Origin of the sequence: Kocuria rosea (genome assembly GCF_006094695.1) — a bacterium.
GTDB classification, from domain to species: domain Bacteria; phylum Actinomycetota; class Actinomycetes; order Actinomycetales; family Micrococcaceae; genus Kocuria; species Kocuria rosea.
Genome location: NZ_CP035103.1, coordinates 581080 through 606269, shown reverse-complemented (window position 1 = coordinate 606269; position 25190 = coordinate 581080). Strand labels below are relative to the sequence as shown.

Sequence of the window (25190 nt, the reverse complement as noted above, 5' to 3'; positions counted from 1 at the left end):
GGTGGTGGGGGTTCGGTGGTGGGGGTTCCCCGGGACGGGACGAGTGGTGGTGCGGCGGCGTCAGTCGGTGGCGAGGAACACGTTCTTGGTCTCGGTGAACGCCTGCGGGGCGTCCGGGCCCAGCTCCCGGCCGAAGCCGGACTGCTTGAAGCCGCCGAAGGGCGTCCAGTAGCGCACCGAGGCGTGCGAGTTGACGGAGAGGTTCCCGGCGTCGACGGCGCGGGACACCCGCAGCGCGCGGCCGACGTCCCGGGTCCAGATCGACCCGGAGAGCCCGTACTCGGTGTCGTTGGCGATCCGGACGGCGTCCGCCTCGTCCTCGAACGGCACCACGGCGAGCACGGGGCCGAAGATCTCCTCCCGGAACACCCGGGAGTCCGGGGACGGGGTGAGCACGGTCGGCGGGAACCACCAGCCGGGGCCCTCGGGGGCGGTCCCGCGGAAGGCGACCCGGGCGTCGTCGTCGGCGAGGAAGCCGGCCACGGAGTCCCGGTGCGCGGCGGAGACCAGGGGGCCCATCCGCGTGCCCTCGTCCCACGGGTCTCCGCAGGCGAAGTCCCGCACGGCGGGCTCCAGCAGCTCCAGGAACCTCTCCAACACGGAGCGCTGGACCAGCACGCGGGAGCGGGCGCAGCAGTCCTGGCCCGCGTTGTCGAGGGCGCCGGCGGGGGCGGATGCGGCGGCCTGCTCCAGGTCGGCGTCCGCGAAGACGATGTTGGAGTTCTTCCCGCCCAGCTCGAGGGTGAGGCGCTTGACCTGCTCCGCGCAGCCGGCCATGATCCGCCGGCCCACCTCGGTGGAGCCGGTGAACACGACCTTGCGCACGGCGGGGTGGGTCACGAAGCGCTCCCCCACCACCGAGCCCCTGCCCGGCAGCACGGTGAGCACGCCCTCGGGCAGCCCCGCCTCCAGCGCCAGCTCCCCGAGCCGGATCGCGGTCAGCGGGGTGAGCTCGGCCGGCTTGAGCACCACCGTGTTGCCGGCGGCGAGCGCCGGGGCGAAGCCCCACGCGGCGATCGGCATGGGGAAGTTCCAGGGCACGATCACGCCCACCACGCCCAGGGGCTCGTGGAAGGTGAGGTTGACCCCGCCCTGGACGGGGATCTGCCGCCCCGAGAGCCGCTCGGGCGCCCCGGAGTAGTAGGTCAGCACGTCCCGGACGTTGCCCGCCTCCCAGCGGGCGTTGCCGATGGTGTGCCCCGCGTTGCGGACCTCCAGGGCCGCGAGGTGCTCGAGGTCGGCGTCCACCGCGTCGGCGAAGCGGCGCAGCAGCCGGGCGCGGTCGGCGGGGGCGACGGTCCGCCAGGTCTCGAAGGCCCGCCGGGCCCGTTCGATCGCCGCGTCCGTCTGCTCCAGGGAGGTCAGCTCGACGGTGCCGACGACCTCCTCCGTGGCGGGGTCGATGATCTGCGTGGTGCTCATGGGATGCGGGTGTCCTCTCGCTGTGGAGCGTGCTCTGCCCGGCCGGTCCCCCCGGGGCTGTCGTGCCGGGCGCTGTGCTGCCGGGCGCGGTCCTGCGCGTAGCCGTGGGCCACGCGGACGAATCCCTCGAAGAGCCGGGAGTCCTTCCGGTTCTCCTCGGGGTGGAACTGGACGCCGAGCGTCCAGCCGCCCTCGGTGGTCTCCACGGCCTCGACCGTCCCGTCCTCGGCGCGGGCGGTCACCACCAGGCCCTCGGCCACCGTCTCCAGGGCCTGGTGGTGGTAGCACGGGGACCACGCCGTCTCGCCCAGCAGCTCGCGGCAGCGGCTGCCCGGCTCGGTGGCGAACTCGACCTCGCCGTACCGGCCCGGTCCGGGCTGGTAGCGCGCGGCGTTCGCGTTGACGTCCGGCAGGTGCTGGATCAGCGTGCCGCCGAGCGCCACGTTGAGGATCTGGGCGCCGCGGCAGATCGCGAACAGGGGCACCCCGCGCTCCAGGGCCGCCCGGGTCAGGGCGAGGTCGTGCTCGTCGCGGGAGGGCTGGGACGAGGTCAGCTCGTGCCGGTCGGCGCCGTAGAACCGCGGGTCCACGTCCACGCCGCCGATGACGACCAGCCCGTCCACGAGCTCGAGCACCCCCGGGTCCGTGCCCACCGGGGGCAGCAGCAGGGGCGTGCCCCCGGCCGCCGCGACGGCCTCCACGTAGGCGCCCGGGACGATCGCCGCCACGGAGTTCCAGACCCCCCAGGAGCCCTCCTGGTAGTAGGTGGTCAGCCCGATCCGCGGCCGGTACCCGGGCCTGCCCGGCTCAGAGGCGCTCGAAGCCACGGCGCAGCTCCCAGTCGGTGACGGCGGCCTCGAAGGCCGCCAGCTCCACGTCGGCGTAGTGCACGTAGTGCTCGACGACGTCCTCGCCGAACAGCTCCCGTGCGAGCTCCGAGCCGGCCAGCAGGTCCCGGGCCTCGCGCATGGTGGAGGGCACCACGGGGGCGTCGGACTCGTAGGCGTTGCCCTCGGTCATCGGCTCCAGCTCGAGCTCCTGCTCCACGCCGTGCAGCCCGGAGGCGAGCATGGCGGCCAGCGCCAGGTACGGGTTCACGTCCCCGCCGGGGAGGCGGTTCTCCATCCGGGCGGACTGGCCGCTGCCCACGAGGCGCACGGCGCAGGACCGGTTGTCCACGCCCCAGGCCACCGAGGTGGGGGCGAAGCTGCCCTCGACGAAGCGCTTGTACGAGTTGATGGTGGGGGCGTAGAACAGGGTGAACTCGCGCATGGTCCGCAGCACCCCGGCGATGAAGTGCTCGTAGGTGCGGGACCGGGCATTCCGCTCGCGGTCCCAGAAGACCAGTTCGCCGTCCGGTCCGCGCAGGGACATGTGGATGTGGCAGGAGCTGCCCTCGCGCTCGTTGGGCTTGGCCATGAAGGTGATGGACTTCCCCTGCTGGTGGGCGATCTGCTTCGAGGCCAGCTTGTAGACCACGTGGTTGTCCGCGGTGACCATGCCCTCGTCGTAGCGGAACGCGATCTCGTGCTGGCCCAGGTTGCACTCGCCCTTCGCGGACTCCACGGTCAGCCCGGCCGCGTACATGGCGTTGCGGATCTCCCGCAGCAGCGGCTCGACCCGCTGGGAGCCCAGCACGGAGTAGTCCACGTTGTACTGGTTGGCCGGGACCAGGTTCCGGTAGCCGGCGTCCCAGGCGTCCTCGTAGCTCGTGTTGTAGACGCAGAACTCCAGCTCGGTGCCGGTGACCATGGTGAAGCCCATGTCCCGGGCGCGGTCGAGCTGGCGGCGGAGCATGGACCGCGGGGACATCGGGATGGGCTGCCCGCCGTGGCCGGTGAGGTCGCACTGGATGAGGACCTGGCCGGGGTTGTGCGGCATCAGCCGGATCGTGTCGAGATCACAAGCGAACTCCATGTCCCCGTACCCGGAGGACCAGCTGCTGATCGAGTACCCGCCCACGGTGTTCATCTCCGTGTCCACGGCCAGCAGGTAGTTGCAGCCCTCGGCGCCCTCGTCGAGCACCGAGTCGAGGAAGAACTGCGCGTGGTTGAGCTTGCCCTGGAGCCGGCCCTGCATGTCGGTGAAGGCCAGGACCACGGTGTCCACGAGCCCGTCGGCCACGTGCTGCCGCAGCTGCTCGACGGTGAGCATCCGGTCGTTGCGCGGGTGCTGAGGAGTCTGGGTCATGGGTCCGGTCCTTCGTCGCTGGAATCGCTGGGAACGCTGGGGTGCTGGGGTCGCTGGGCAGGGAGTCGGGCGGGACGGGGTCAGTGCAGGTCCGCCTCGGCGGTGCGGATCTGCGCGAACTCCTCCTCGGGGGCGTGGCCCACGAGGCGGTGGCGGCTGTAGAACCAGTAGTAGGCGAGGAAGACGACGAACACGAGCGCGGTGATGGACGCGGCGAGCACGTCGACCAGGAACGTGGCGACCACGGCCACGAGCGCCAGCACCAGGGCGATGCCGGTGGTGACCACGCCGCCCGGGGTGCGGTAGCCGCGCGGGAGGTCCGGCTCGCGCAGCCGCAGCACGATGTGGGAGAGGTTCAGCAGCACGTAGGAGACGGTGGCGCCGAAGACCGCGATGTTGATGAGCAGTCCGCCGTCGCCGGTCACGGCCGCGAGCACGAAGCCCACGGTGCCGGGCACGATGAGGGCGACCCACGGGGTCCGGCGCCTGCCGGTCAGCGAGAGGAACCGGGGCAGGTACCCCGCCCGGGAGAGCGCGAACAGCTGCCGGGAGTAGGCGAACATGATGGAGAAGAAGCTCGCGACCAGCCCGGCCAGGCCCGCGTAGTTGACGATGTTCGCCATCGCGCTGTCCGCCCCGGCGACCGTGCGGATGGCCTCCGGCAGCGGGTTGTCCGAGGTGCTCATCGCCTCCGACCCGGCCGCCCCGGGCACCAGGACCAGCATGAGCGCACCCGAGACCAGCAGGAAGGCCATGGCCACGATGATCCCGCGCGGCATGTCCCGGCGGGGGTCGGCGGTCTCCTCGGCGGCCAGCGGCACGCCCTCGATCGCCAGGAAGAACCAGATCCCGTAGACCAGGGCCGCCATCGCCCCCGCGTAGCCCATGGGCAGGAACGCGCTCGCCCCCGCGGCGTCGTTCGGGACGATGTCGAAGAGGTTGGCGGCGTCGAAGTGCGGCACGAGCGCGACGACGGTCACCCCCAGCGCGAGGACCGCGACCACGGTGATCCCGAACATCAGCTTGAGCGCCTCGCCCACCCCGTACATGTGGATGCCCATGAACACCAGGTAGGTCACGAGGTACACGGGCCAGGAGTTGGTGATCCCGAACAGGCCCAGCGCCTCGATGTAGCCGCCGATGAACGTGGCGATCGCCGCCGGGGCCACGGCGTACTCGATGAGCACGGCCATCCCGGTGGCGAAGCCGCCGAGGGGGCCGAGCGCCCGGCGGGCGAAGCCGTACCCGGCGCCCGCCGTGGGGAGGGTGGAGGAGAGCTCGGCGAGGCCGAAGACCATGCAGGTGTACATGAGGCCCATGAGCACGAAGGCGATGAGCAGCCCACCCCACCCGCCCTCGGAGAGCCCGATGTTCCAGCCGGAGAAGTCCCCGGAGATGACGTAGGCGATGCCCAGGCCCGCGAGCAGGACCCACCCGGCGGCCCCGGAGCGGAGCTGGCGGTGCTGGAAGTACTCGTCGGTGCGGGTGGGCTGTGCTGGGGATTCGGGCATGGGACGATCCCTCCGGGATTCCACAAAGGTCTGAAAACAGACGTTTGGCGCGAGTGGTCACAGTCTGTGGGCTGCCCCGTGCCCCGTCAAGACCCCGCGGGGCGCGGCCGGGCGGCCGCCGGGCCGGGCACGGACCGCGTCGCGGTGGAGCCGGCCCCCCGGATGCCGCAGAATGGTGGGCATGAACCAGACCACGTCCTCAGCCACTGACCGCCCCGGCCCCGCCCGCTCCTGGGCCCTCATCGCCATCACGGCGGGCTTCCTCGTCTCCGCCGCCCTGATCATCGCGGTGGGCGTGGTCGCCATGGACCTCACCCACTAGGACCTCGACCGGCCGTCCCGGCCGGAGGCAGCGGCGCGCCGTCCGGACCGGGCGGCGCGCCGCTGCTGCTCGTGGCCCCGGCCGGCGCAGTGAACGGGGCCCCGCCGGAGGCGGTCCCCGGGGACCGTGACACCATGGGCGCACGTCGCACCGCAGGGAGGAGCGCCACCGTGAGCGATCCCGTCCAGCACCCCCGCATCCGGCCCGTGCGCCAGGGCAACGCCTTCGAGGAGGCCGTAGAACGGATCCTCGACTCGATCCGGCTCGGCCTGTTCCGCCGGGGCGAGCGGCTCCCGCCCGAGCGGGAGACCGCGGCGATGCTCGGCATCTCCCGCGCCACGCTCCGCGAGGCCCTGCACGAGCTCCAGGTCGCCGGGGTCCTGGAGGTGGTGCGGGGCCGGTACGGCGGGACCTTCGTGACCGGTCGCACCGCCCTGCCGGACGAGACCCTCCCCCCGGTGGACCCCGCGGACATCGAGGACGTGCTCGTGTTCCGCGCCGTGGTCGAGCCCGCCGCGGCGGAGCTGGCCGCGGCGGCGTCCCTCAGCGCGGCCGCCCGGGAGCACCTGCTCGCGTGCCTGCGGCAGGTCGAGGAGAGCGCCCCGGAGGACTACCGCCCCGCCGACGCACGCTTCCACATCGCGGTGGCCGAGCTGGGCGGCTGTCCCAGCCTGGTCCGCGCCGTCGCGGAGGTGCGCTCGCGGGCCAGCGACCTGCTGGACCGGATCCCCGTGCTTCCGGTCAACCTCGAGCACTCCGACCGTCAGCACCGCGAGCTCACCGACGCCGTCCTGGCCGGCGACGCCCCCGCCGCCCGGGCCGCCTCCCTCGCCCATCTGGAGGGCACGGCCGCGCTGCTGCGCGGCTTCCTCGGGCACGCCGGGCAGTCCGACGACGACGCCCCCGGGGACGACCGCGGCCCGGTGTGACCCGCCGCCCGAGCAGCGGCCCGGTCAGGACGCGCCCGGCCCGTCAGCCGGTCGTTCAGCCGGTCAGACGAACAGCGCGGTCACCCGCGTGAGGGTCATCGTCACTCCGTAGGCGAGCGGGACCCCGACGAGGACCCAGCCCAGTGCCAGTCGTGCACGGCTCATGTCATGCCTCCTTCGGGGAGAGCTCGGTGTCGGACGTGCGCGGGGACTCGGTGCCGGCCTCCCCGGAGGCCTCGGCGCCGGACGCCGCGGTCCGGCGCTCGGGCTCGTGGTACTTGGCGTCCACGGGCTTGACCAGGAGGTTGGCGACGAAGCCGACGACCAGCAGGCCGACCATGGTCAGCAGCGCCGGCTGGTACGCCTGCGCCGTGAGCTCCCCGGGGGTGCCCTGGGCGTCGAGGAACGCGTTGACGATGAGGGGTCCAGCGATGCCCGCGGCGGCCCACGCCGTGAGCAGGCGGCCGTGGATGGCCCCCACCTGGAAGGTCCCGAAGAGGTCCCGCAGATAGGCCGGCACCGTGGCGAAGCCGCCGCCGTAGAACGAGATGATGACGAAGGCCAGCAGCACGAACAGCAGCGTGGAGGTTGAGCCGAACAGCGCCAGCACGGTGTAGAGGACCGCCCCGACACCGAGGTAGACCATGTAGATGCGCTTGCGGCCCAGCACGTCCGAGGTGGTGGACCACACGAAGCGCCCGCCCATGTTGCCGATGGACAGCAGGCCCACGAAACCGCCGGCCACGGCGGCCGTCACGAGGGAGGCGCCGTCCGCCTGGCGGAAGAAGTCCTGGATCATGGGGGCTGCCTGCTCGAGGATGCCGATGCCGGCCGTCACGTTGCAGAACAGCACGATCCACACCAGCCAGAACTGCCGGGTGCGGATGGCGTTGCGGGCCGAGACGTGGTTCTTGGTGACGAGGGCCTTCGACTCGACCTTCGAGGGCTCGAACCCCTCGGGCTTCCAGTCCTCCGCCGGAACCTTGATCGTGAACGCGCCGAAGAGCATGTAGGCGAGATAGACGACCGCGAGGGTCAGGAACAGCTTGCCGACGGCGTTCCCGCTCGCCACCCAGCCCTCGGTGCCGGAGTTCGGGTCGTAGAAGTTGAGCAGGGCCGCGGAGAGGGGGCTGGCGATCAGCGCGCCGCCGCCGAAGCCCATGATCGCCATGCCCGTGGCGAGCCCGGGGCGGTCGGGGAACCACTTGATCAGCGTGGAGACGGGCGAGATGTAGCCGATGCCCAGGCCGATGCCGCCGATGACCCCGTAGCCCAGGTAGACGAGCCAGAGCTGCTCGGTGAAGATGCCGAGCGCGCCGACCAGGAACCCGCCGGACCACAGCAGCGCCGCAGTGAACATGGCCCTGCGCGGCCCGCCGGTGTCCACCCACGTCCCGAAGACGGCGGCGGACAGGCCCAGCATGACGATGGCGATGGAGAAGATGATGCCGATCTGGGTCAGGCTCGCGTCGAAGTGCGCCACCAGCGCGTTCTTGTACACGCTGGTGGCGTAGGCCTGACCGATGCACAGGTGCACCGCGAGGGCGGCCGGCGGTATGAGCCAGCGGTTGAATCCCGGTGGTGCCACCGAGTGCTGCCGATCAAGCCATCCCATGCCCCGACTCCTCATCTGGTGCGGACACTGCGCGAAGGGCGCGTCCGGGACGGAATTCGCACGTCCCGGACGCGCCCAAGGGTGAAGCATGTCACACGGACGGGAGAACTGGAAAGCAACCTGCCGACCGGCCGCGCCGGAGCGGGCCGGAGCGGGCCGGAGCGGGCCGCTCATCCTCCGCGCAGGGCCCGCCACGCACGCCGCCAGAAGGCAAGGAAGCCCTTCTCCGCCACGACCTGCTCGAGCCGTTCGATCTGCCGGGTCTGGGCGCGGACCACTTCCAGGAGCTCGTGCGCGAGCTCCTCGGCGGCGTCCAGCCTCCGGTGCAGGGCGCCGGCCTCCTCCGCCGCGGCCCGCCGCAGGTAGAGCGGCAGGCCGATCCCGTGCTCCGCGCTCCACTGCCTGAGATGGCGCTCGCGCACCGCCGCCTCGCCCCGCGCCAAGGCGCGCCCGTCGGTCCGGTCCCGCCGGGCGGTCGGGCGCGCGGGGAGCAGGCCCACGGTGAACGTCTCCAGGAAGCGGAGCACGAACTCCCAGCGCTCCGCGGCGCCGATGGTCTCGTCGTAGTCGCCCAGCACCCCGTGCACCGCGCGCCGGTACAGGAACGGCGCGTCGACCGCGGTGCGGTCGCCGTCCAGCACGTCGGTGAGGGTGAGGGCCTCCCGGTCCGTCGGCACGAGATCCCGTCCCGGCCGACCGGCCGGTACGTCTCGGCCGGTCCCGGGCGGATTCTCGGTCGGCACCATGACCCCGTCGTCGGTCACGAGGGGATCCTCGAGGTGCGCCACGGCGCGCTGCAGGAGCTCGGGCGGCCAAGGCTCCGAGCCGTCGTGCAGGACGACGAGTTCAGACTCCCCTGCCCGCAGCCCACGGTTGGCGGCCGCCGCGGCACCGAGGGCCCTGCGGTGGTGGAGGACCGTCGCGCGCCCCGCGAGCTCGTCCCGGCGCGGCGCCAGGACCGCGTCCACCTCGGCGGGGTTCCCGCCGTCGTCCACGAGGACCAGTCGCCAGTCGGTGAACGTCTGCGCCAGGAGGTCGTCGACGGCCCGGCCCAGGCGCGCCGGGGCGCCGTGGTGCCGCAGCAGGACCGCGACGGTGGGCCGTTCGGGCGGCACCGCGGGAACGGTGTACCGGCGGCGGAGGGCACGCACCACCGGGGCACCGACCCCGCGCGGCACCGCCACCGTTCCTACCGCGGGCCGGGGCTCCTGACCGCGGAGCGCCCCGGCCACGTCGTCCCACCACCGGGCCGCCGCTTCCCGGACCGCCGGCTCGGCGTCCGCCAGCGCGGCGCGCACCGCCCCCCGGTGCTCCACGGCCTCCGCCGCCCACTGCTGGAGGGCCGCACGGGTGTCCCACGCCACGTCGCCGGGGGTGAGCAGCGCCGCCAGGGGAACGACGGCACCTTCCAGCCCCCAGCGGCTCAGCACGCCGTTCATGTCGTCCATGGAATATTTGTCCGGACCCACCGGGAGGACGACGGCCCGTGCCGCGAGGCCGAGGGCCGCACCGCGGGAGCAGGTGGTCAGGACCCAGTCCGCCCGGAGCGCCTCCGTGCCGGCCTCTCCCGGAGCCGCGCGCACCCGGTGGACGTCGCCCGGAAGCAGCGCGGCCACGTCCGCCGCGAACTCCTCGTCGGCCGGGGCGCCGCCGCATGCCAGGAGCGTGACCGCTGCGCCCGTCCGGTGCACCAGCGCGTCCAGCAGGGCGGCGAGCACGGGGGCGAGCCGCTCCGGCGGGAAGGGACCGGCCGGCCGCCGCACTGCGGCGAGGATCCGCGGCGGCCCCGCCGGCGCCCCCGGCTCCTCCGCCGACCCGCCCAGCTCGTCCTGCCGCTCGGCCCGTCCGTCCGGATCCGCCGACTCCGCGGACGGCCCCTCCCACTCCTCCTGCGCCCGCCCGGCCGGGGAGCTCCACTCTCCTGGGCGACGTGTCGGCCCGTCCTGCTCGAGCGGCCGGGCCGGGGCGGCGGGACGCGGGAGGAGGAGCGCGTCCTCCCAGCCGACGCGCAGGCCGGGGTGCTCGGGGCACAGCCGGCGGGCCACCGCCAGGGACGTCTCGTCCCGCAGCCCCACGAGGGAGGCGACCGGGAGGAGCCGACGCACGATCTCTTCCGGGACGGCATCGGGGTCGAGGGCCAGGCCGGTGACGACGACCGGCCGGCCCGCCGCCGCAGCGGCCCTCGCCCGGTCGAGCCAGAGGAGCAGCCCGGTGTCGCCCACGGGAGCATCCGCCCCGAGACCGGCCAGCAGGAGCGCCTCCGCCTCGGACCGCGGTGCGGGATCGCCGCCTGCGGGCCCGTGCTCCCGGAGGCTCTCCTCCCCTGCGGTCGTGAGCACCGGGTCCGCCCCCGGATCGAGGAGCCGGGGGGCGAGGCCGCGCAGGGAGAGCTCCTCGAGGATTCCGGGGAGCTCGCGAGCCGCTCCCGGCAGGAGTCCCTGCCCGCCCGATCCCGGGAGAACGTCGGTGTGCATGACGGTGCGGACCTTTCCTCGACCGGTGCGGGCTCCCCCATTCTTCCAGCCGCACCGCTTCCGCCGGCCCCGGCCCCGGCACGGCCCGTCGGGCGGCGTGCGGTGTGCGAAGTTGCAGGTCCGCACGGAATCGCCTTGCCCGCGCGCGGGCGGGTCCGCCACTGTGGAGGAACACACTGCACCATCTCCGCCGGCGGCGACCGCCCGGAGGACCCCCTGCCCCGATGGCCCCCGCCACACCGCCCTGTATTCCACAAAGGACATATGGGCGTTCGGCGCCGGTCCCGCCGCAGGACACGGCCCTCCCGCTGCCGGAGCGGACCGGCGATCCCCGGCCGCGGAGATCCCGCCCACCTCACAGCGGGAGACGTCAAGGAGCCCCACCATGTTGAACGCCGCCGTGATCAGCCCCCAGCCCATGACGCGCATCGCGATGCAGCGCGAGGCCCTCGAGCACCCCGAGCACGGCGTGCGCGTGAGCGCGGTGGCGGGCAGCGTCCCGGAGTTCCTGGCCGAGAACCCGGCCGAGGAGATGGTGGTCCTGCTGAGCCTGAACACCCTGGACGGCCGCAACCTCGTGCAGAACGTCACGGACCTCACCGCGCAGGAGCACACCGTGGTGGTGCTGGTGCCGCCGGACGACCTCGCCCGGGTCCGGTCCGCCTTCACCTGCGGGGCGGCCGGTGCCGTGGGCAAGTGGGAGCCCATCCGGACCGTCTTCCGCACCATGCGGCTCTCCCGGCAGCTGGGCCACTTCGTGAGCGACGTGCTCCAGTCGGCTCTGGCCGAGCTGCCCAGCAGAGCTCCCGCGAAGCTCTCCGCCCGGGAGCGCCAGGTGCTCGCGCTCTACGTGGACGGACTCCAGGAGCAGGAGGTGGCCGCGCTGCTGGAGATCGCCGAGTCCACGGTGGAGGAGCACCTCAAGCGGATCCGCCGCAAGTACGCCGCGGTGGAGCGACCGGCCCGCACCAAGCTCGAGCTCTACAAGCGGGCCATCGAGGACGGGATCATTCCCCCGGTGCTGCCGCTCGCCTGAGCACCGGATCGGACGTTCCCCGCGTCCACGGGCCGTCCCGTCTGGCCCCCGCCCGTCCGGCCCACGCCCGTCCGACCCACGCCCGGCCGAACGGTGTCCGGCCGGGTGCGCCCGGACCGTTGTGCGCGGACCGTTGTGCGCGGACCGTTGTGCCGGGCCGGGGACGCTCCTACCCTGGAGACAGCACCACTGTGCGCCGTTCCGCATCCCCCCGCACCGGAACTCCAGCCCCGGCGGGGTCGAGCGCCCGGACCGCTCCGAGTCCGCCCGTGACCCTTCCGGCATCGCCGACGACGGTCCGCGCACCGCCGTCGAGCACGAGCACCAGCCCGGGGGCGCGCGCCCCCGCCCACAGGAAGCCAGCCCCATGAATGCCGTGGACCGCGGGGAGCACGACCAGGAGATCGCCCGAGAGCTCGAGAGGCTGCGCACCCATCTCACCGGGACGCTGGTCGAGCCCGACGACCCGCTCTACGACGAGGCGAGACGGGTCTGGAACGGCATGGTCGACGTGCGGCCCCGCGCTGTCGTGCAGGCCGGCGCGGTGTCCGACATCGACCCGGTGCTGGCCGCCGCGCAGCACACGGACCTGCCGCTGGCGGTCCGCGGCGGCGGGCACAACGTGGCCGGCCACGGCACCGTGGAGGGCGGGCTCGTCCTGGACCTCGGCGCGCTGCGGCGGGTCGAGGTGGACCCGGGGACCCGGCGCGTGACCGTGGAGCCGGGCGCCACCCTGGCCGACGTCGACCGCGCGACCGTCCCGCACGGTCTCGCAGTGCCCCTCGGCGTGGTGAGCGCCACCGGGGTCGCGGGCCTGACCGTGGGCGGGGGCGTCGGCTGGCTGACGCGCAGCAACGGCCTGAGCCTCGACAACCTCGTGGACGCCGAGGTGATCACCGGGACCCGGGAGCACCTGCACGCCAACGCGGAGCACAACCCGGACCTGTTCTGGGGGATCCGCGGCGGCGGGGGGAACTTCGGCGTCGTGACCTCCTTCACGTTCCAGGCCAGGGAGCTGCCCGCCTCCGTGCTGGGCGGGAACCTGTTCTACCGGCGCGAGCACTGGCGCGCGGCCCTGCAGGCCTTCGCCCGCTGGACCGACGACCTGCCGGACGAGATGAACGGCATCGTCTCGATCCTCCGGTTCCCGCCGAGTTTCGGGATGGGCGACGAGCCCTGGCTGATCATCGCCTTCGCCTGGATGTCGCCCGACCACGCCGAGGGCCTGCGCCTGGTCGACCGGCTGCGGGCCGACGCCCCGCCGGACGAGGAGGAGGTCGGCCCGGTGCAGTGGACCGAGTGGCAGACGGCCATGGACGTGCTCTTCCCGAAGGGGGCCCGCGGCTACTGGAAGAACGCCTCGTTCTCCCGTCTGGACGACGAGGTGGTCGACGCCCTGCTCGGCGCCGCCTCGGAGATCACCTGGTTCGGCACGGGCATCGACATCCACCACATGGAGGGGTTCTTCGGGCGGGTGCCCGCCGGCGCCACCGCCTTCCCCAACCGGTCCGCGCGGTACTGGCTCAACGTCTACGGCTACTGGCCGGACGCCGCCGACGACGCCCGCCTCACGGCGTTCGCCCGGAAGGCCCACGCCGCCGTGGAACCGTTCGCCGACGCCGGCCTCTACGTGAACTTCCTCGGTGCCGAGCACGGCCCCGTCACGCCCGAGACCGCGCGGCAGGCCTACGGGGAGCGGACGCACCGGCGTCTCGTCGAGCTGAAGAACCGCTACGACCCGGGCAACCTGTTCCGGCTCAACCACAACATCCTGCCGAGCGTCGCCTGACGCGAGGCGTCAGGGCGCGCCGAGCAGCCGGAGCACGGCCGCCGCGACCGCCCCCAGCACCACCACCAGCAGGAACGGGGCCCGCAGCATCAGGGCCGTTCCCGCCACGAGCAGCGCGCCCAGCCGGGCGTCCAGCACCAGCTCCTGGCCGGAGCCGAACGCGTTCATGACCACGAGCGCGGCGAGCAGGCCCACGGTGACGGTGCCGGCCATGCGCCCGACGCGCGGGTCGTCCAGCACCCGGTCCGGCACGAGGTAGCCGACGAGCTTCAGGGCGTAGGCGAGCGCGCACGCCCCGAGCACCCAGAACCACATGCTCACGCCTCCGCCCCCTCGGCGCCGGGGCCGGACGCCGCGCCGGACGGGGCCGGCCCGGGACCGCGGGAGCGGCCCAGGAACGCGGCGACCACGGCGGCCACGAGGATCGGCAGGCCCGCCGGCAGCACCGGGATCGTCAGGGCCGTGACGAGGCCGCAGACCACCGCGACCGCCACGGGCTCCCGGGCGCTCAGCCGCGGCCACAGCAGGCCCAGGAACGCGGCCACCGCGGCGCCGTCCAGGCCCCACCGCGCGGGATCGCCGAGGGCGTTGCCCAGCAGGGCGCCCAGCACGGTGAACAGGTTCCAGAGCGCGAACACGCCCAGGCCCGCGGTCCAGAAGCCCCGCCGCTCCTCGACGGGGTGCACCTGGGAGGACGCGGCCGCGTTGGACTCGTCGATGGTCACGTGCGCGGCGAGGAGCCGGCGCCAGCCCCGCGGGCGGACGAGGGCGTTCATGCTCATCCCGTAGACGGCGTTGCGGATCCCGAGCAGCGTGGCGGCGCCCAGCGCCGAGGCCCCGGCCCCTCCGCCCGAGACCACGCCGATGAAGGCGAACTGGGAGCCGCCCGTGAACATGAGCGCGGACAGGGCGACGGTCTGCCAGAAGGTCAGTCCCGCCGCCACGGACAGGGCGCCGAAGGAGATGCCGTACAGCCCGGTGGCCACGGACACGGACAGCCCGATCCGGACCGCCGGCGAGGACCGCCAGTCGACCGGAGCCGCGTGGCTCACGAGGCGCCTCCGGGAACGGCGGAGACCCCGCCCGTGCCCGCCTCGGCCGCAGCCGGGGTCTCGGCCGGGCTCTCGTGCGGCGCCGCCGGGGCGCGGCGCCCCTGGGCGGCGTCGAGGGCGTCCAGGGCCTGGACGAGGGCGAGGTGGGTGAAGGTCTGCGGGAAGTTGCCGGTCATCCGCCGCTGCTCGGGCGACCACTCGGTGGAGAGCAGCCCGAGGTCGTTGGCGCGGGACAGCACGGAGTCCACGAGCTTCCGGGCGCTGTCCGTGCGGCCCGAGCGCGCGTACTGGGCGGCGAGCCACAGGGACGCGCCGAGGTGCGGGTTGTCCTGGCCCGGGAAGCCGTCCACCCCGATGACCCCGGCGTACGCGTCGGGGTCATCGGGGTCCACCGGGCCCAGGACGTTGCGGTAGCGGTGGATGAGCCCGCTGGGGTGCCGCAGCTCCTCCTCGATCCGCCGCACGGTGCCGAGCATCCGCTCGTCGTCGTAGGCCACGAACCCCATCTGCGGCAGCTGGAGCAGGGAGGCGTCCACGGTCTTCGCCCCGTAGTACTGCACGAAGGAGCCGACCTCGGGGTCGTAGCCGCTGGTCCAGATCTCCTCCGCGAGGGCGTCCCGCAGCTGCTCCCACAGCTGCGCGTCGCCGGGCAGGCCGTGCACGCGCACGGCGTCCACGCCGCACTGGAGCGCCGCCCACATCAGCACGCGCGAGTGCGTGTAGTACTGCCGTTCGCCGCGCATCTCCCAGAGGCCCTGGTCCGTGACCTCGTAGTTCTCCACGACCGAGCGCAGCATCGCCTGCTGCAGGGGCCAGGAGAGGTGGTCCTCCACGGCGCCGCGCCGGCGGAGCTTCTCGAACACCACCATGACGTGCCCCACGGCGTCCGACTGGTGCTGGCCCGCGGCGCCGTTGCCCTCGCGGACCGGCCGGGAGCGCTCGTAGCCGGGCAGGTCGAGCTGGTGCTCGCGCCCGCGGCGCTCCCCCGCGACCCCGTAGATGTTCTGCAGGTCGTGCGGGTCGCCCGCCACGGCGCGCAGGAGCCAGTTGCGCAGCTGGGCGGCCTCGCGGTCGTGGTCGTGGTCGAGCATGACCTCGAGGGCCATCGCGGCGTCCCGCAGCCAGGCGAAGCGGTGGTCCCAGTTGCGCTCCCCGCCCACCACGTCCGGCAGGGACGTGGTGGGGGCGGCCACGAGCCCGCCCGTCTCCTGGTGCATCAGCGCCCGCACCACGAGCAGCGAGCGCCGGACCACGTCCGAGCGCCGGGCCACGGCGTGGCCGCGGACCGGGACGATGTGCACGGGCTCGTCCTCCCCGACGGCCGGCGGGGAGTACAGCCCGGACCAGTCCTGCCACAGCTCCACGGTCCGGGTGAGCTGCTCGTTGACGTCGACCGGCGCCGGGGGCGTGCGGTGGGACGGGAAGTGCGTGAGGACGAAGTCCCGTGCCTGGCCGGCGGAGACGGTGAAGGTCCCGCGGTGGCGGCGCTCGTCGTCGTCGTCCGTGGACTCGGGGAGGGGCTCACCGCGCAGGACGAGGGCGTCCGGGCCGGCCATGGCCACGAGCATGGGGGGCGCGGGGTCGCCGCCGCCGGGGTCCTCCTCCCCCTCGAAGCGGCTGACCCAGGGGACCACGGCGCCGTAGCCGAAGCGCACCCGCAGCTCGTGGTACATCTCGACCTCGCCGGTGAGGCCCTCGACGCGGCGGACCACGTCCGTGCGGGAGGTCAGCGGGAGGAAGTCGGTCACGCGCACGGACCCCGAGTCGGTGACCCACACGGTCTGCAGCACGAACGTGTTCTCCACGTAGAACCGCTCGGCGACCTGGGCGCCGCTGTCCTCCTCGTCGAGGACCTCGCCGTTGGCCCCCTCCGCGACCGTGCAGGCGGGGGCGAGCAGCCACCGCCCGTGGTCGGGCTCCCCGAGCAGGGCGCCGAAGACCGAGGGGGAGTCGAACCGGGGCGCGCACAGCCAGTCGATGGACCCGGTGCGGGAGACGAGCGGACCCGTGCGCATGTTCGAGAGCAGGGCGTAGTCCTCGATCAGTGAAGCCATGCCTCAAGATTGGCACATCGCCGGGCCGCGGCGGACCGGCCGCTTGAGCTATACCCCCAAGGGGTATACAGTGGTTGCAGGACGACCGAGGAGGACCCATGACCCAGACCCCGCCGCACGGGTACACCCAGGACAAGGACGCGTACCTCAAGCGCCTGCGGCGCATCGAGGGCCAGGTCCGGGGCATCCACCGGATGGTCGAGGAGGACAAGTACTGCATCGACGTCCTCACCCAGATCTCCGCGATCCAGTCGGCCCTCAAGGCCGTGAGCCTGGGCCTGCTGGACGAGCACCTGAGCCACTGCGTCGTGGGCGCCGTCGAGGCCGCCCAGGAGTCCGGGGACGTCACGAGTGTCGACGACAAGCTCCAGGAGGCGTCCGCGGCCATCGCGCGCCTGCTCAAGAGCTGACCCACCCCGCTGAACCACCCCACCGAAACCCCGAGGAGCCCATCGTGCAGACCACCGTCAACGTTTCCGGAATGACCTGCGGCCACTGCGTCAGGTCCGTCACCGAGGAGCTCACCGAGCTGGAGGGCGTCGAGTCCGTCGACGTCGACCTCGTGGCCGGCGGGGTCTCCCCCGTGGTCGTGACGTCCACCCGCGAGCTGTCGGCGGCCGAGATCGAGGAGGCCGTCGAGGAAGCGGGGTACACCGTTGCCTGAGACCCGCACGCCCGTCCCCACCGAGGTCGCCGGGCATCTGCGCACCCTCGAGCTCGAGATCACGGGCATGACGTGCTCCTCGTGCGTCAGCCGGGTCGAGAAGAAGCTGGGCAGGCTCGACGGCGTCGACGCCTCCGTCAACCTCGCCCTCGAGACCGCCACCGTCCACGTCCCCGCGGGCGTGAGCGACGAGCAGGTCGTCGAGACGGTCGAGAAGGCCGGGTACGGGGCCGTCCTCAAGAACGCGCCCGGGGGCGACGACGCCGGCGGCCCGGACGGCTCCGACGCCATGGCCCGGGTCGCCGGGCGCGAGGCGTCCTCGCTGCGCTCGCCCGAGTCCCTGCGCCGGCGCCTCCTCGTGGCGGCCGCACTCTCCCTCCCGGTGTTCGTGATCTCGATGCTGCCCGGCTTCCAGTTCCCGCACTGGGGCTGGGTGGTCGCGGCCCTGAGCCTGCCGGTCGTGACGTGGGCGGCGTGGCCGTTCCACCGCTCGGCGGCGGTCAACGCCCGGCACCTGACCTCCACCATGGACACCCTCGTGTCCCTGGGCGTGTCCGCCGCGTACCTGTTCTCGCTGTGGAACCTGCTGCGCGAGCCCGGCATGACGGCCGGCGCGATGCTCGGCCACGCGATGGACATGAGCGGGCACCAGCTCTACTTCGAGACCGGCGCCCTGGTCACCGCGTTCCTGCTGCTGGGCCGCTACCTGGAGGCCCGGGCGAAGGCCCGCTCCGGCGAGGCGCTGCGCGCGCTGCTGGAGCTCGGCGCGAAGGACGCGGTGGTCCTGCGGGACGGCGTGGAGACGAGCGTGCCCGCGGAGCAGCTGCGCCCGGGGGACCTGGTCGTCGTGCGCCCCGGCGAGAAGATCGCCGCCGACGGCGTGGTCGTGGACGGCCGCTCGGCCGTGGACACGTCCCTGCTCACCGGCGAGTCCCTCCCGGTGGAGGTGGAGGTCGGCGACACCGTCACCGGCGCCACGATCAACACCAACGGCCGGCTGCTGGTCGAGGCGACCCGCGTGGGCGCCGACACCACCCTGGCCCAGATGGGCCGGATGGTGTCCCGGGCGCAGGCGAGCAAGGCCCCCGTGGCACGGCTGGCCGACCGGATCTCCGGGGTCTTCGTCCCGGTCGTCCTGGTGATCGCCCTCGCCACGCTGGCCGGCTGGCTCCTGCTGACCGGGGACGTGAACGCGTCCTTCGTGGCCGCGGTCTCCGTGCTCGTGATCGCCTGCCCCTGCGCCCTCGGCCTGGCCACCCCCACGGCCCTGCTCACGGGCACGGGGCGCGGCGCGCAGCTGGGCATCCTGATCAAGGGCGCCGAGGTGCTCGAGGACACCCGCACCGTGGACACCGTGGTGCTGGACAAGACGGGCACCGTCACGAGCGGGCAGCTCTCCGTGGCGGCAGTGACGCCCGTGTCCGGGTACTCCCGGGACCAGGTGCTGGACCTCGCGGCCACCGTGGAGCAGCACTCCGAGCACCCCATCGCGCGGGCGGTGGCCGCGGCCACCCCGCACCGGTTCCCGGTCTCCGGGTTCGTCTCGGCCCCCGGCGGCGGCGTCCGCGCGCACGTGGCGGACGGGATGCACTCCCGCTCGGTGGTGGTCGGGCGCACCACGTGGCTGTCCGAGAACGGCGTGCGCCTGGACGGCGCCCAGCTCGACGCGCTGCGCCGCGCCCAGGAGGGCGGGTTCACCACGATCCTCGTGGCCGTCGACGGGGCCCTCGTCGGCTTCGTCGACCTGCGCGACACCGTCAAGGACGACGCCCGCGAGGCGGTCGCCCGGCTCAAGGAGCTGGGCCTGCGGCCCATGCTGCTGACCGGCGACAACGAGCCCGTGGCCCGGGCCGTCGCCGCGGAGGCGGGCATCGCCGCCGAGGACGTCGTGGCCGACGTCAGCCCGGAGGGCAAGGTCGCGGTGGTCCGCGATCTCCAGGACGACGGCCGCGTGGTCGCCATGGTGGGCGACGGGGTCAACGACGCCGCGGCCCTGGCGCAGGCCGACCTCGGGATCGCGATGGGCGCCGGCACGGACGCGGCGATCGAGGCCGCGGACATCACGGTGGTGCGCAGCGACGTCGGGTCGGTGCCCACGGCCATCGCCCTGTCCCGCCGGACCCTGTCGATCATCAAGTCGAACCTGTTCTGGGCCTTCGCCTACAACACGGTGGCCATCCCCGTGGCCGCCGCGGGGCTGCTCAACCCCGTGATCGCGGGTGCCGCCATGGCCTTCAGCTCCGTGTTCGTGGTGCTGAACTCGCTGCGGCTGCGGAGCTTCGGCCGCTGAGCCCGCCGGACGCGACGACGCCCCGGGAAGGACCATCGGCCCTTCCCGGGGCGTCGTGCGTTGTGTCAGGCGCTGGTCCGGGGTCAGACGGAGCCCGGGTCGACCGGGCTCTCCTCGTTCTCCTCGAGCTCGGGCACCTCGGACTTGTGGTCCTCCTGGGCCACGTCCGTGGGGTCCTCGTCGGCGCCGTCCTCCTGCTGGTCGGCCATCCGCTCCTGGACCTTGCGCTCGAACTCCTCGTCGCCCTCGGTGGGCGGTTCCGGCTGCTGGCTCATGCTGGTTCCCGTCGTCCGGTCTCGAGCAGGGCGCGGGTTCGGGCCCTGCTGCTCAGGTGCCGTCCCAATCTACCCAGCGCCCGGCCGGACGCGACAGGGCTGTCCGCCGGAGCGGGCCCCTCCCGGGAGCGGGTGCGGAGCGCGCAGGGCCCCGGAACGAGCGGGACCCCCGGGCGAGCGGGGTCCGGCTCGTTCGGGGGCCTCAGGCGGGCGGGATGCTCAGGCGCGCGGGGCGGGGCCGTCGTCGTCCGGGCCGTCCGCCGGGGCGGAGCCGTCGGCGGGGCGGCGGCCGAGGAGGTCCTCGCCCTCGGTGTCGGGCCGGACGCGCTGGCCGAACTCGGCCTCGCCGGGGGGCCGCGCGGCGGCCTGCCGCCGGGCCCGGGCCTCGGCGTAGAGCTTGGCCGAGGAGCGGTTGACGCCCGTGCCCGCGCCGAGGTGGGGGTCGTTGGGCTTTTCGACGATCATCAGCGTGGCGCTGATCACGAGCGTCACGATGAACGCGATGCCGGCGGCGATGAAGGCGAGGTCCAGGCGCAGGGCGTTGTCCGTGCCGCCGCTGGCGAAGATGCCCACGGCGACGAACGCGATCGCCGCGAGCACGGCGGACAGGATCAGGGGGCCCTTGACGTCGGCCCGGAAGCCGCCTCTCGAGCCCTTGCGCTGTGCCACTGGTCCTCCTCGTGAGCTGATGTCCCCGGCGGGGCCGGGGCCTGCCGTGCGGTAGCCCAGTCTACGCGGTCCCGGCGGGGGCCCGTCCCCGGCGGTCCTCGTGCCGGAGCGTGAGGGCGGCCAGCAGGTGGGTGACGCCGATGACCACCGCGGCGGCCCCCACCACCCCGAAGAGCGCCTTGGGGCCGAGGTCCACCACGAGCACGAGACCGGTGGCGGCGAGGACCGTGACCAGCCCGGCGATGGTCCAGTCGCGGCCCAGCGGGAAGGTCGTGCGGAACTTCAGCCCGAGCGCCAGCTCCGTGAGCCCGGCCAGGCCCATGATGGACGCCGCGTAGACCACGAGCCACGCGGGGGTGTCGGCGCCGAGGATCGTGAAGACCCCGCCCAGGAGGTACAGCACGCCGTAGGACTGCGGGATCTGCCGGGTGGGGCCCATGTCCACGTGGTCGTTGCCGTTGAGGCGCAGCTGCAGGAGCACGCTCGCCGCGCCCGTGAGCACGAGGTACAGCCCCACGCCCCAGGCCACCACGGGCAGCGTCGGCTCCTGCCAGAACACGGTCACGGCGCCGAACACCAGCGCCACGAGCGCGCGCAGCAGCGTGGGCGCGAACAGGTCGCGGTGGATGCCGGTGCTCGGGTCGGGGTTCACGGTGCGCCTTTCGGGAACGTGCTCGCGGGAGGGCCCCGGCGGGGAGACCCCCGGGGCACCGGCCAGTCTAGCGACCGCGTGCGGGGCAGGGCGCCGAGAGCACCCGGGCCAGGACCGCGAGGGCGTCCGGCAGGGCGTCCCCCTCCGGGGCGGCACCGGTGGCGCCGAAGCCGACGACGACGCCGCGGCGGCCGCCCCCCGCGCCGTGCGCCCAGTACGAGCCCAGCGCCGCCACCCGCACGCCCGCGGCCGCGGCCCGATCCACGACGTCCTGCTCCGCCAGGGGCACCTCCCCGGTGAACTCGAGGACGGCGTGCAGCCCCCCGTCCATGGGCACGGCCCGCACCCCGTGGACCCCGGCGAGGGCCGCGGTGAGCAGGTCCCGCCGGCGCCGGTACTCCCGCCGCATCCGAGCGGTGTGCCGGCGCAGGCCGCCGTCGGCCAGGAAACGGGCCATGGCGTCCTGGGCGACCGCGGAGGCCGGGTTGCCGAGGTCCGTGCGCAGCCGCAGCAGGTCCTCCCGGAGGGCGGGCGGGGCCAGCAGGTAGCCGACCCCCAGCCCGGGCGCGAGGACCTTGGTGAAGGAGCCCAGCGTGGCCACGTGGCCGCCGGCGCCGAGCAGCCGGCCGGGGGCGGGGGGCTCCGGGACGGCGCCCGGGGCGTGGTCGAGGGAGGACAGCGCGGGCAGCGGCTCGCCCACGTAGCGCAGCTCGGAGTCGTAGTCGTCCTCCACGATCAGCGCGTCGTGGGCGCGCGCCCAGCCGAGCAGCTCGAGCCGGCGGGCGGCGGGCATCGACGCCCCGAGGGGGTACTGGTGGCTGGGGGTGACGATCACGGCGTCCGGGGGCCGCTCGATCTCCCACTCCCCCGGGCCGGCCCACGCCCCGGACGGCAGCCGGGCGGGGTCGAGGCCCTGGTCGTCGATCGGCACCGGCAGCACCTCGTGGCCGAGCCGCTCCGGCACCCGGCGCAGCGAGGGGTAGCCGGGGTCCTCGACGGCGACGCGCAGCCCGCGGCCCGCGTGGCCGCCGAGCACCGCGAGCAGCAGCTGGAGCCCGTCCCGCGCGCCCGCCGTGACGAAGAGGTCCTCGGGGTCCCGGACCACGCCGCGCATCAGCCGCAGGTGCTCGGCGATCTGCTCGCGCAGCGGCTCCGAGCCCTGGGGCGGGGGCGCCCCCGTGCCGGCGGCGGCCGCGGCGTCCCGCCACGCGGCGCGCCACTGCGGGGTGGCCAGCCGTCCGGTGTCGGGCCGGCCGGGCGTGAGGTCGATCATGGGCCGCTCCCGGGTCCGGCGCCGCGGCGCCGCGGCCGGGCGGGGGCCGGGCCGGGCCGCCGGGGGCTCCGTGCGGGAGCGGGCCAGATCGGGGTGGACCACCGTGGCGCCGTTGGTGGCGTGCAGATAGCCCTCGCCGTGGAGCTGGTCGTAGGCGGTGACCACGGAGCCCCGCGAGATCCCCAGCCGGGCGGCGAGCCCGCGGGTGGAGGGCAGCGCGTCCCCCGGGCGCAGGGTCCCGGAGACCACCAGCTCCCGCAGCTGCTGGACGAGCTGGGCGGGCAGCGGCGCGGGATCGGCCCGGTCCACGCGCACGGGCAGCTCGACGTCGTGGGGGTGCCGCACGGTCCGCTCCTCTCCCTCGGAACTCCTGTGGTCCAACAGATTCTATCGATGGTGGACCTGTCGGTGGACCACTTCCGGCCGCAGGATGGACTCCATGACCGATCTGCAGACTGCCCATGCCCAGAACCCCGCCGGCGGCACCACCCGCCCCACCGCCTCGGACGCGACCCCGCTGACCGGCTCCCCGCTCGTCAAGCGCGGCCTCGCCGACATGCTCAAGGGCGGCGTCATCATGGACGTCGTCACCGCCGAGCAGGCCCGCATCGCCGAGGACGCCGGCGCCGTGGCCGTGATGGCCCTCGAGCGCGTGCCTGCCGACATCCGCGCCCAGGGCGGCGTGGCCCGCATGTCCGACCCCGACCTGATCGAGGGCATCCAGGCCGCCGTCTCCATCCCCGTCATGGCGAAGGTGCGCATCGGCCACTTCGTGGAAGCGCAGGTGCTCGAGCACCTGAAGGTCGACTACATCGACGAGTCCGAGGTCCTCTCCCCCGCCGACTACGTCAACCACATCGACAAGCAGCGCTTCACCGTCCCGTTCGTGTGCGGGGCCACCAACCTGGGCGAGGCCCTGCGCCGGCTCGCCGAGGGCGCCGCGATGATCCGCTCCAAGGGCGAGGCCGGCACCGGCGACGTCTCCGAGGCCACCAAGCACATCCGCACCATCCGCGGGCAGATCGCCGAGCTGCAGGCCCTCTACCGGATCTCCCCCGACGCCCTCTACGTGAAGGCGAAGGAGCTCGCGGCCTCCTACGACATCGTCCTCGAGGTCGCCCGCACCGGGAAGCTGCCGGTCGTGCTGTTCACCGCCGGCGGCGTGGCCACCCCCGCGGACGCCGCCATGATGATGCAGCTCGGTGCCGACGGCGTGTTCGTGGGCTCCGGGATCTTCAAGTCCGGCAACCCCGCGGCCCGGGCGCAGGCCATCGTGAAGGCCACCGCCTACTTCGACGACCCCGAGAAGATCGCCGAGGCCTCCCGCGGGCTCGGCGAGGCGATGGTCGGCATCAACGTGGGCGACCTCCCCGCCCCGCACCGGCTCGCGGAGCGCGGCTGGTGAGTTCCGCGCCCCGCGTGGGCGTCCTCGCCCTCCAGGGCGGGGTCGCCGAGCACGCCGCGATGCTGCGGGAGCTGGGCGCCCAGCCCGTGCTCGTGAAGACGGCCGAGCAGCTCGCCGGGCTGGACGCGATCGTCCTGCCCGGCGGGGAGTCCTCCACCGTGGACCGGCTGCTGCGCCTGTTCGGGCTGCGGGAGCCGCTGCGGGACGCCGTGCTCGGCGGCCTGCCCACGCTGGGCACGTGCGCCGGCCTCATCCTGCTCGCGTCCGGCATCGAGGACCCAGCCCCCGGCCAGCAGACCCTCGAGGTCCTGGACATCACCGTGGCCCGCAACGCGTTCGGACCCCAGACGGCCTCCGAGGAGGTCGTGCTCGCGTGGGGCCGCGGCGGGGACGTGGTGCGCGCGGCCTTCATCCGCGCCCCCGCGGTGACCCGCGTCGGCGAGGGCGTCGAGGTCCTCGCCCGGCACCGGGGCGAGGTGGTCGCGGTGGCGAGCGGCGCCGTCGTCGGCATCTCGTTCCACCCCGAGCTGACCGGGGAGACCACGGTGCACCGGCACCTGCTCTCCCTCGTGGCCGCCCGGCGCGGACTCCCCGCCTGAGCCGCCCCGCCCCGTGCGGGGCGGCTCAGTAGCTGCCGGACGCCCCGCCGCCGGTGAATCCGCCGCCCCCGCCGAACGAGGAGCCGCCCTGCCCGTCACCGCTCGTGCCGCCGCCCGAGCCGCCGGAGTACAGCCCCGGGTTGGCCAGGTAGAGCGGGAGCCACACGGCCGGGTTCGTGACGGCGTCCGGCTTGCGGTGGTGGTAGCGGTACGTCCGGTACGCCGCGTGCTGCTCCTCGGTGAGCCGCAGCTCCGGGTCGCGCTGCCGGGCCGCCCGCAGCTCCTCGTCGGCGATCCGGCGCCGGCGGCGGAGGTCCGCGGCGATCCACCACGCCACCAGCACGCCGACCAGGCCGAAGCCGCCCGCGACCCAGCCGAGCAGGGCCCAGTCGAAGGGCTCCCGCGGCGGCTCCCCGCCCTGCGCGTAGACGTGGATCTGCTCGACGGCCTCGCCGAGGCCCTGCGCGTAGCGCTCGTCCGCGAAGGCCGGCGCCAGCACGTCCTCCACCACGCGTTCCGCCTCGTCGTCCGAGAACCGCTCGCGCACCCCGTCCGCGGTCTCGATGCGCAGCTCCCGGTCCCCGGTGGCGGCGACCACGAGCACGCCGTTGTCCGCCCCGGCGTCGCCCACCTCCCAGGCGGTGGCGACCTCGCGGGCGTAGTCCTCGATCGACCCGGTCGCCTCCTCCACCGTGAGCACGGCGACGCGTGCCGCGTCCGTGCCGGCCCCGCGGTCCTCGATCAGGGCGTCGAGCTGCTGCTCCTGCGCGTCCGTCAGGACGCCGGCGGAGTCCAGGACGTTGGACCCGGCCGGCCGGGCGGGGACCTCCACCGGGTCCGCCGCCCCGCCCGAGCACCCGGTGAGCGCGGCGAGGGTCAGGGCGGTCGCGGCGAGTGCTCTGCGGTCCACGGTGTGCTCCCGTCCGTCCGCGGGCGCTCCGCGGGCTCGTCCCCAGGATGGCCCGCCGG

24 protein-coding genes are annotated in these 25190 nt (G+C 74.2%); 9 read left to right on the top strand and 15 right to left on the bottom strand.

What is annotated here, in order from left to right:
- Nucleotides 1–60 precede the first annotated feature (60 nt).
- From EQG70_RS02760 to eat, 4 genes are all read right to left on the bottom strand, one after another.
- Entirely contained in the window at nt 61–1422 is a 1362-nt protein-coding gene (locus EQG70_RS02760) for an aldehyde dehydrogenase family protein (protein WP_109269231.1), read from the bottom strand.
- The gene (locus tag EQG70_RS02755) at nt 1419–2249 is read right to left on the bottom strand and encodes a gamma-glutamyl-gamma-aminobutyrate hydrolase family protein (RefSeq protein ID WP_109269230.1); all 831 of its coding nucleotides are present in this window, start codon (nt 2247–2249) and stop codon (nt 1419–1421) included. The genes EQG70_RS02760 and EQG70_RS02755 overlap by 4 nt, the downstream gene beginning before the upstream one ends.
- Complete coding sequence (locus EQG70_RS02750) at nt 2230–3612, bottom strand: glutamine synthetase family protein (RefSeq protein WP_109269229.1); 1383 nt, start codon at nt 3610–3612, stop codon at nt 2230–2232. The genes EQG70_RS02755 and EQG70_RS02750 overlap by 20 nt, the downstream gene beginning before the upstream one ends.
- Nucleotides 3613–3692: 80 nt before the next feature.
- Entirely contained in the window at nt 3693–5123 is a 1431-nt protein-coding gene (gene eat / locus EQG70_RS02745) for an ethanolamine permease (protein ID WP_035925423.1), read from the bottom strand.
- Between the two features lie 181 nt (nt 5124–5304).
- Here eat and EQG70_RS18070 point away from each other — a divergent pair, with 181 nt between their 5' ends.
- Nucleotides 5305–5445: a hypothetical protein gene (locus EQG70_RS18070; protein WP_167508850.1), complete on the top strand. Its 141-nt coding sequence runs from the start codon at nt 5305–5307 to the stop codon at nt 5443–5445.
- A gap of 170 nt (nt 5446–5615) precedes the next feature.
- The gene (locus EQG70_RS02740; RefSeq protein WP_109269228.1) at nt 5616–6374 is read left to right on the top strand and encodes a FadR/GntR family transcriptional regulator; all 759 of its coding nucleotides are present in this window, start codon (nt 5616–5618) and stop codon (nt 6372–6374) included.
- A gap of 63 nt (nt 6375–6437) precedes the next feature.
- Here EQG70_RS02740 and EQG70_RS18865 read toward each other — a convergent pair whose 3' ends face one another.
- From EQG70_RS18865 to EQG70_RS02730, 3 genes are all read right to left on the bottom strand, one after another.
- A complete protein-coding gene (locus EQG70_RS18865) occupies nt 6438–6539 on the bottom strand; it encodes an MFS transporter small subunit (RefSeq protein WP_017832964.1) in 102 nt (33 codons plus the stop codon).
- 1 nt (nt 6540) lies between these two features.
- Nucleotides 6541–7989 (bottom strand): OFA family MFS transporter, encoded by a 1449-nt coding sequence (locus tag EQG70_RS02735; protein ID WP_095649888.1) that lies wholly within the window; start codon nt 7987–7989, stop codon nt 6541–6543.
- A 170-nt stretch (nt 7990–8159) separates the two neighbouring features.
- A complete protein-coding gene (locus tag EQG70_RS02730) occupies nt 8160–10463 on the bottom strand; it encodes a glycosyltransferase (RefSeq protein WP_109269227.1) in 2304 nt (767 codons plus the stop codon).
- Between the two features lie 385 nt (nt 10464–10848).
- Here EQG70_RS02730 and EQG70_RS02725 point away from each other — a divergent pair, with 385 nt between their 5' ends.
- Together EQG70_RS02725 and EQG70_RS02720 are read left to right on the top strand one after the other, a co-directional pair.
- Entirely contained in the window at nt 10849–11499 is a 651-nt protein-coding gene (locus EQG70_RS02725; protein WP_109269226.1) for a helix-turn-helix transcriptional regulator, read from the top strand.
- Nucleotides 11500–11866: 367 nt separating this feature from the next.
- Nucleotides 11867–13288 (top strand): FAD-binding oxidoreductase, encoded by a 1422-nt coding sequence (locus EQG70_RS02720; RefSeq protein ID WP_109269225.1) that lies wholly within the window; start codon nt 11867–11869, stop codon nt 13286–13288.
- Nucleotides 13289–13297: 9 nt separating this feature from the next.
- On the opposite strand, the gene EQG70_RS02715 is transcribed toward EQG70_RS02720, so the two are convergent.
- Genes EQG70_RS02715 through EQG70_RS02705 form a run of 3 tightly spaced genes read right to left on the bottom strand, consistent with a single transcriptional unit; the run spans nt 13298 to nt 16394 of the window.
- Nucleotides 13298–13609 carry an AzlD domain-containing protein gene (locus tag EQG70_RS02715; protein ID WP_035925411.1) on the bottom strand — a complete coding sequence of 104 codons (312 nt, stop codon included), beginning with the start codon at nt 13607–13609 and terminating at the stop codon, nt 13298–13300.
- Nucleotides 13606–14340: an AzlC family ABC transporter permease gene (locus EQG70_RS02710; protein WP_109221832.1), complete on the bottom strand. Its 735-nt coding sequence runs from the start codon at nt 14338–14340 to the stop codon at nt 13606–13608. The genes EQG70_RS02715 and EQG70_RS02710 overlap by 4 nt, the downstream gene beginning before the upstream one ends.
- Nucleotides 14337–16394 carry a glycoside hydrolase family 15 protein gene (locus tag EQG70_RS02705; protein ID WP_109269224.1) on the bottom strand — a complete coding sequence of 686 codons (2058 nt, stop codon included), beginning with the start codon at nt 16392–16394 and terminating at the stop codon, nt 14337–14339. Before EQG70_RS02705 ends, EQG70_RS02710 begins: the two co-directional genes overlap by 4 nt.
- 98 nt (nt 16395–16492) lie before the next feature.
- Between EQG70_RS02705 and EQG70_RS02700 the strand changes: the two genes are divergently transcribed.
- The 3 genes from EQG70_RS02700 to EQG70_RS02690 all read left to right on the top strand — a co-directional run bounded on the left by EQG70_RS02700 (nt 16493) and on the right by EQG70_RS02690 (nt 19348).
- Entirely contained in the window at nt 16493–16804 is a 312-nt protein-coding gene (locus EQG70_RS02700) for a metal-sensitive transcriptional regulator (RefSeq protein WP_017832956.1), read from the top strand.
- Nucleotides 16805–16848: 44 nt separating this feature from the next.
- A complete protein-coding gene (locus EQG70_RS02695) occupies nt 16849–17058 on the top strand; it encodes a heavy-metal-associated domain-containing protein (protein ID WP_017832955.1) in 210 nt (69 codons plus the stop codon).
- A 67-nt stretch (nt 17059–17125) separates the two neighbouring features.
- Entirely contained in the window at nt 17126–19348 is a 2223-nt protein-coding gene (locus tag EQG70_RS02690; protein WP_244296712.1) for a heavy metal translocating P-type ATPase, read from the top strand.
- Nucleotides 19349–19431: 83 nt separating this feature from the next.
- Here EQG70_RS02690 and EQG70_RS02685 read toward each other — a convergent pair whose 3' ends face one another.
- The 4 genes from EQG70_RS02685 to pdxR form a co-directional block, all read right to left on the bottom strand.
- The gene (locus EQG70_RS02685; protein ID WP_109269223.1) at nt 19432–19623 is read right to left on the bottom strand and encodes a hypothetical protein; all 192 of its coding nucleotides are present in this window, start codon (nt 19621–19623) and stop codon (nt 19432–19434) included.
- 219 nt (nt 19624–19842) lie between these two features.
- Nucleotides 19843–20292: a hypothetical protein gene (locus tag EQG70_RS02680; protein WP_017832952.1), complete on the bottom strand. Its 450-nt coding sequence runs from the start codon at nt 20290–20292 to the stop codon at nt 19843–19845.
- 61 nt (nt 20293–20353) lie between these two features.
- The gene (locus EQG70_RS02675; protein ID WP_017832951.1) at nt 20354–20944 is read right to left on the bottom strand and encodes a DUF308 domain-containing protein; all 591 of its coding nucleotides are present in this window, start codon (nt 20942–20944) and stop codon (nt 20354–20356) included.
- A gap of 67 nt (nt 20945–21011) precedes the next feature.
- Nucleotides 21012–22562 (bottom strand): MocR-like pyridoxine biosynthesis transcription factor PdxR, encoded by a 1551-nt coding sequence (gene pdxR, locus EQG70_RS02670; protein WP_017832950.1) that lies wholly within the window; start codon nt 22560–22562, stop codon nt 21012–21014.
- Between the two features lie 211 nt (nt 22563–22773).
- Between pdxR and pdxS the strand changes: the two genes are divergently transcribed.
- Nucleotides 22774–23622: a pyridoxal 5'-phosphate synthase lyase subunit PdxS gene (gene pdxS, locus EQG70_RS02665; protein ID WP_229587254.1), complete on the top strand. Its 849-nt coding sequence runs from the start codon at nt 22774–22776 to the stop codon at nt 23620–23622.
- A complete protein-coding gene (pdxT, locus tag EQG70_RS02660) occupies nt 23619–24221 on the top strand; it encodes a pyridoxal 5'-phosphate synthase glutaminase subunit PdxT (RefSeq protein ID WP_109269221.1) in 603 nt (200 codons plus the stop codon). The genes pdxS and pdxT overlap by 4 nt, the downstream gene beginning before the upstream one ends.
- A gap of 25 nt (nt 24222–24246) precedes the next feature.
- On the opposite strand, the gene EQG70_RS02655 is transcribed toward pdxT, so the two are convergent.
- Complete coding sequence (locus EQG70_RS02655; protein ID WP_109269220.1) at nt 24247–25131, bottom strand: TPM domain-containing protein; 885 nt, start codon at nt 25129–25131, stop codon at nt 24247–24249.
- Between the last annotated feature and the right edge of the window lie 59 nt (nt 25132–25190).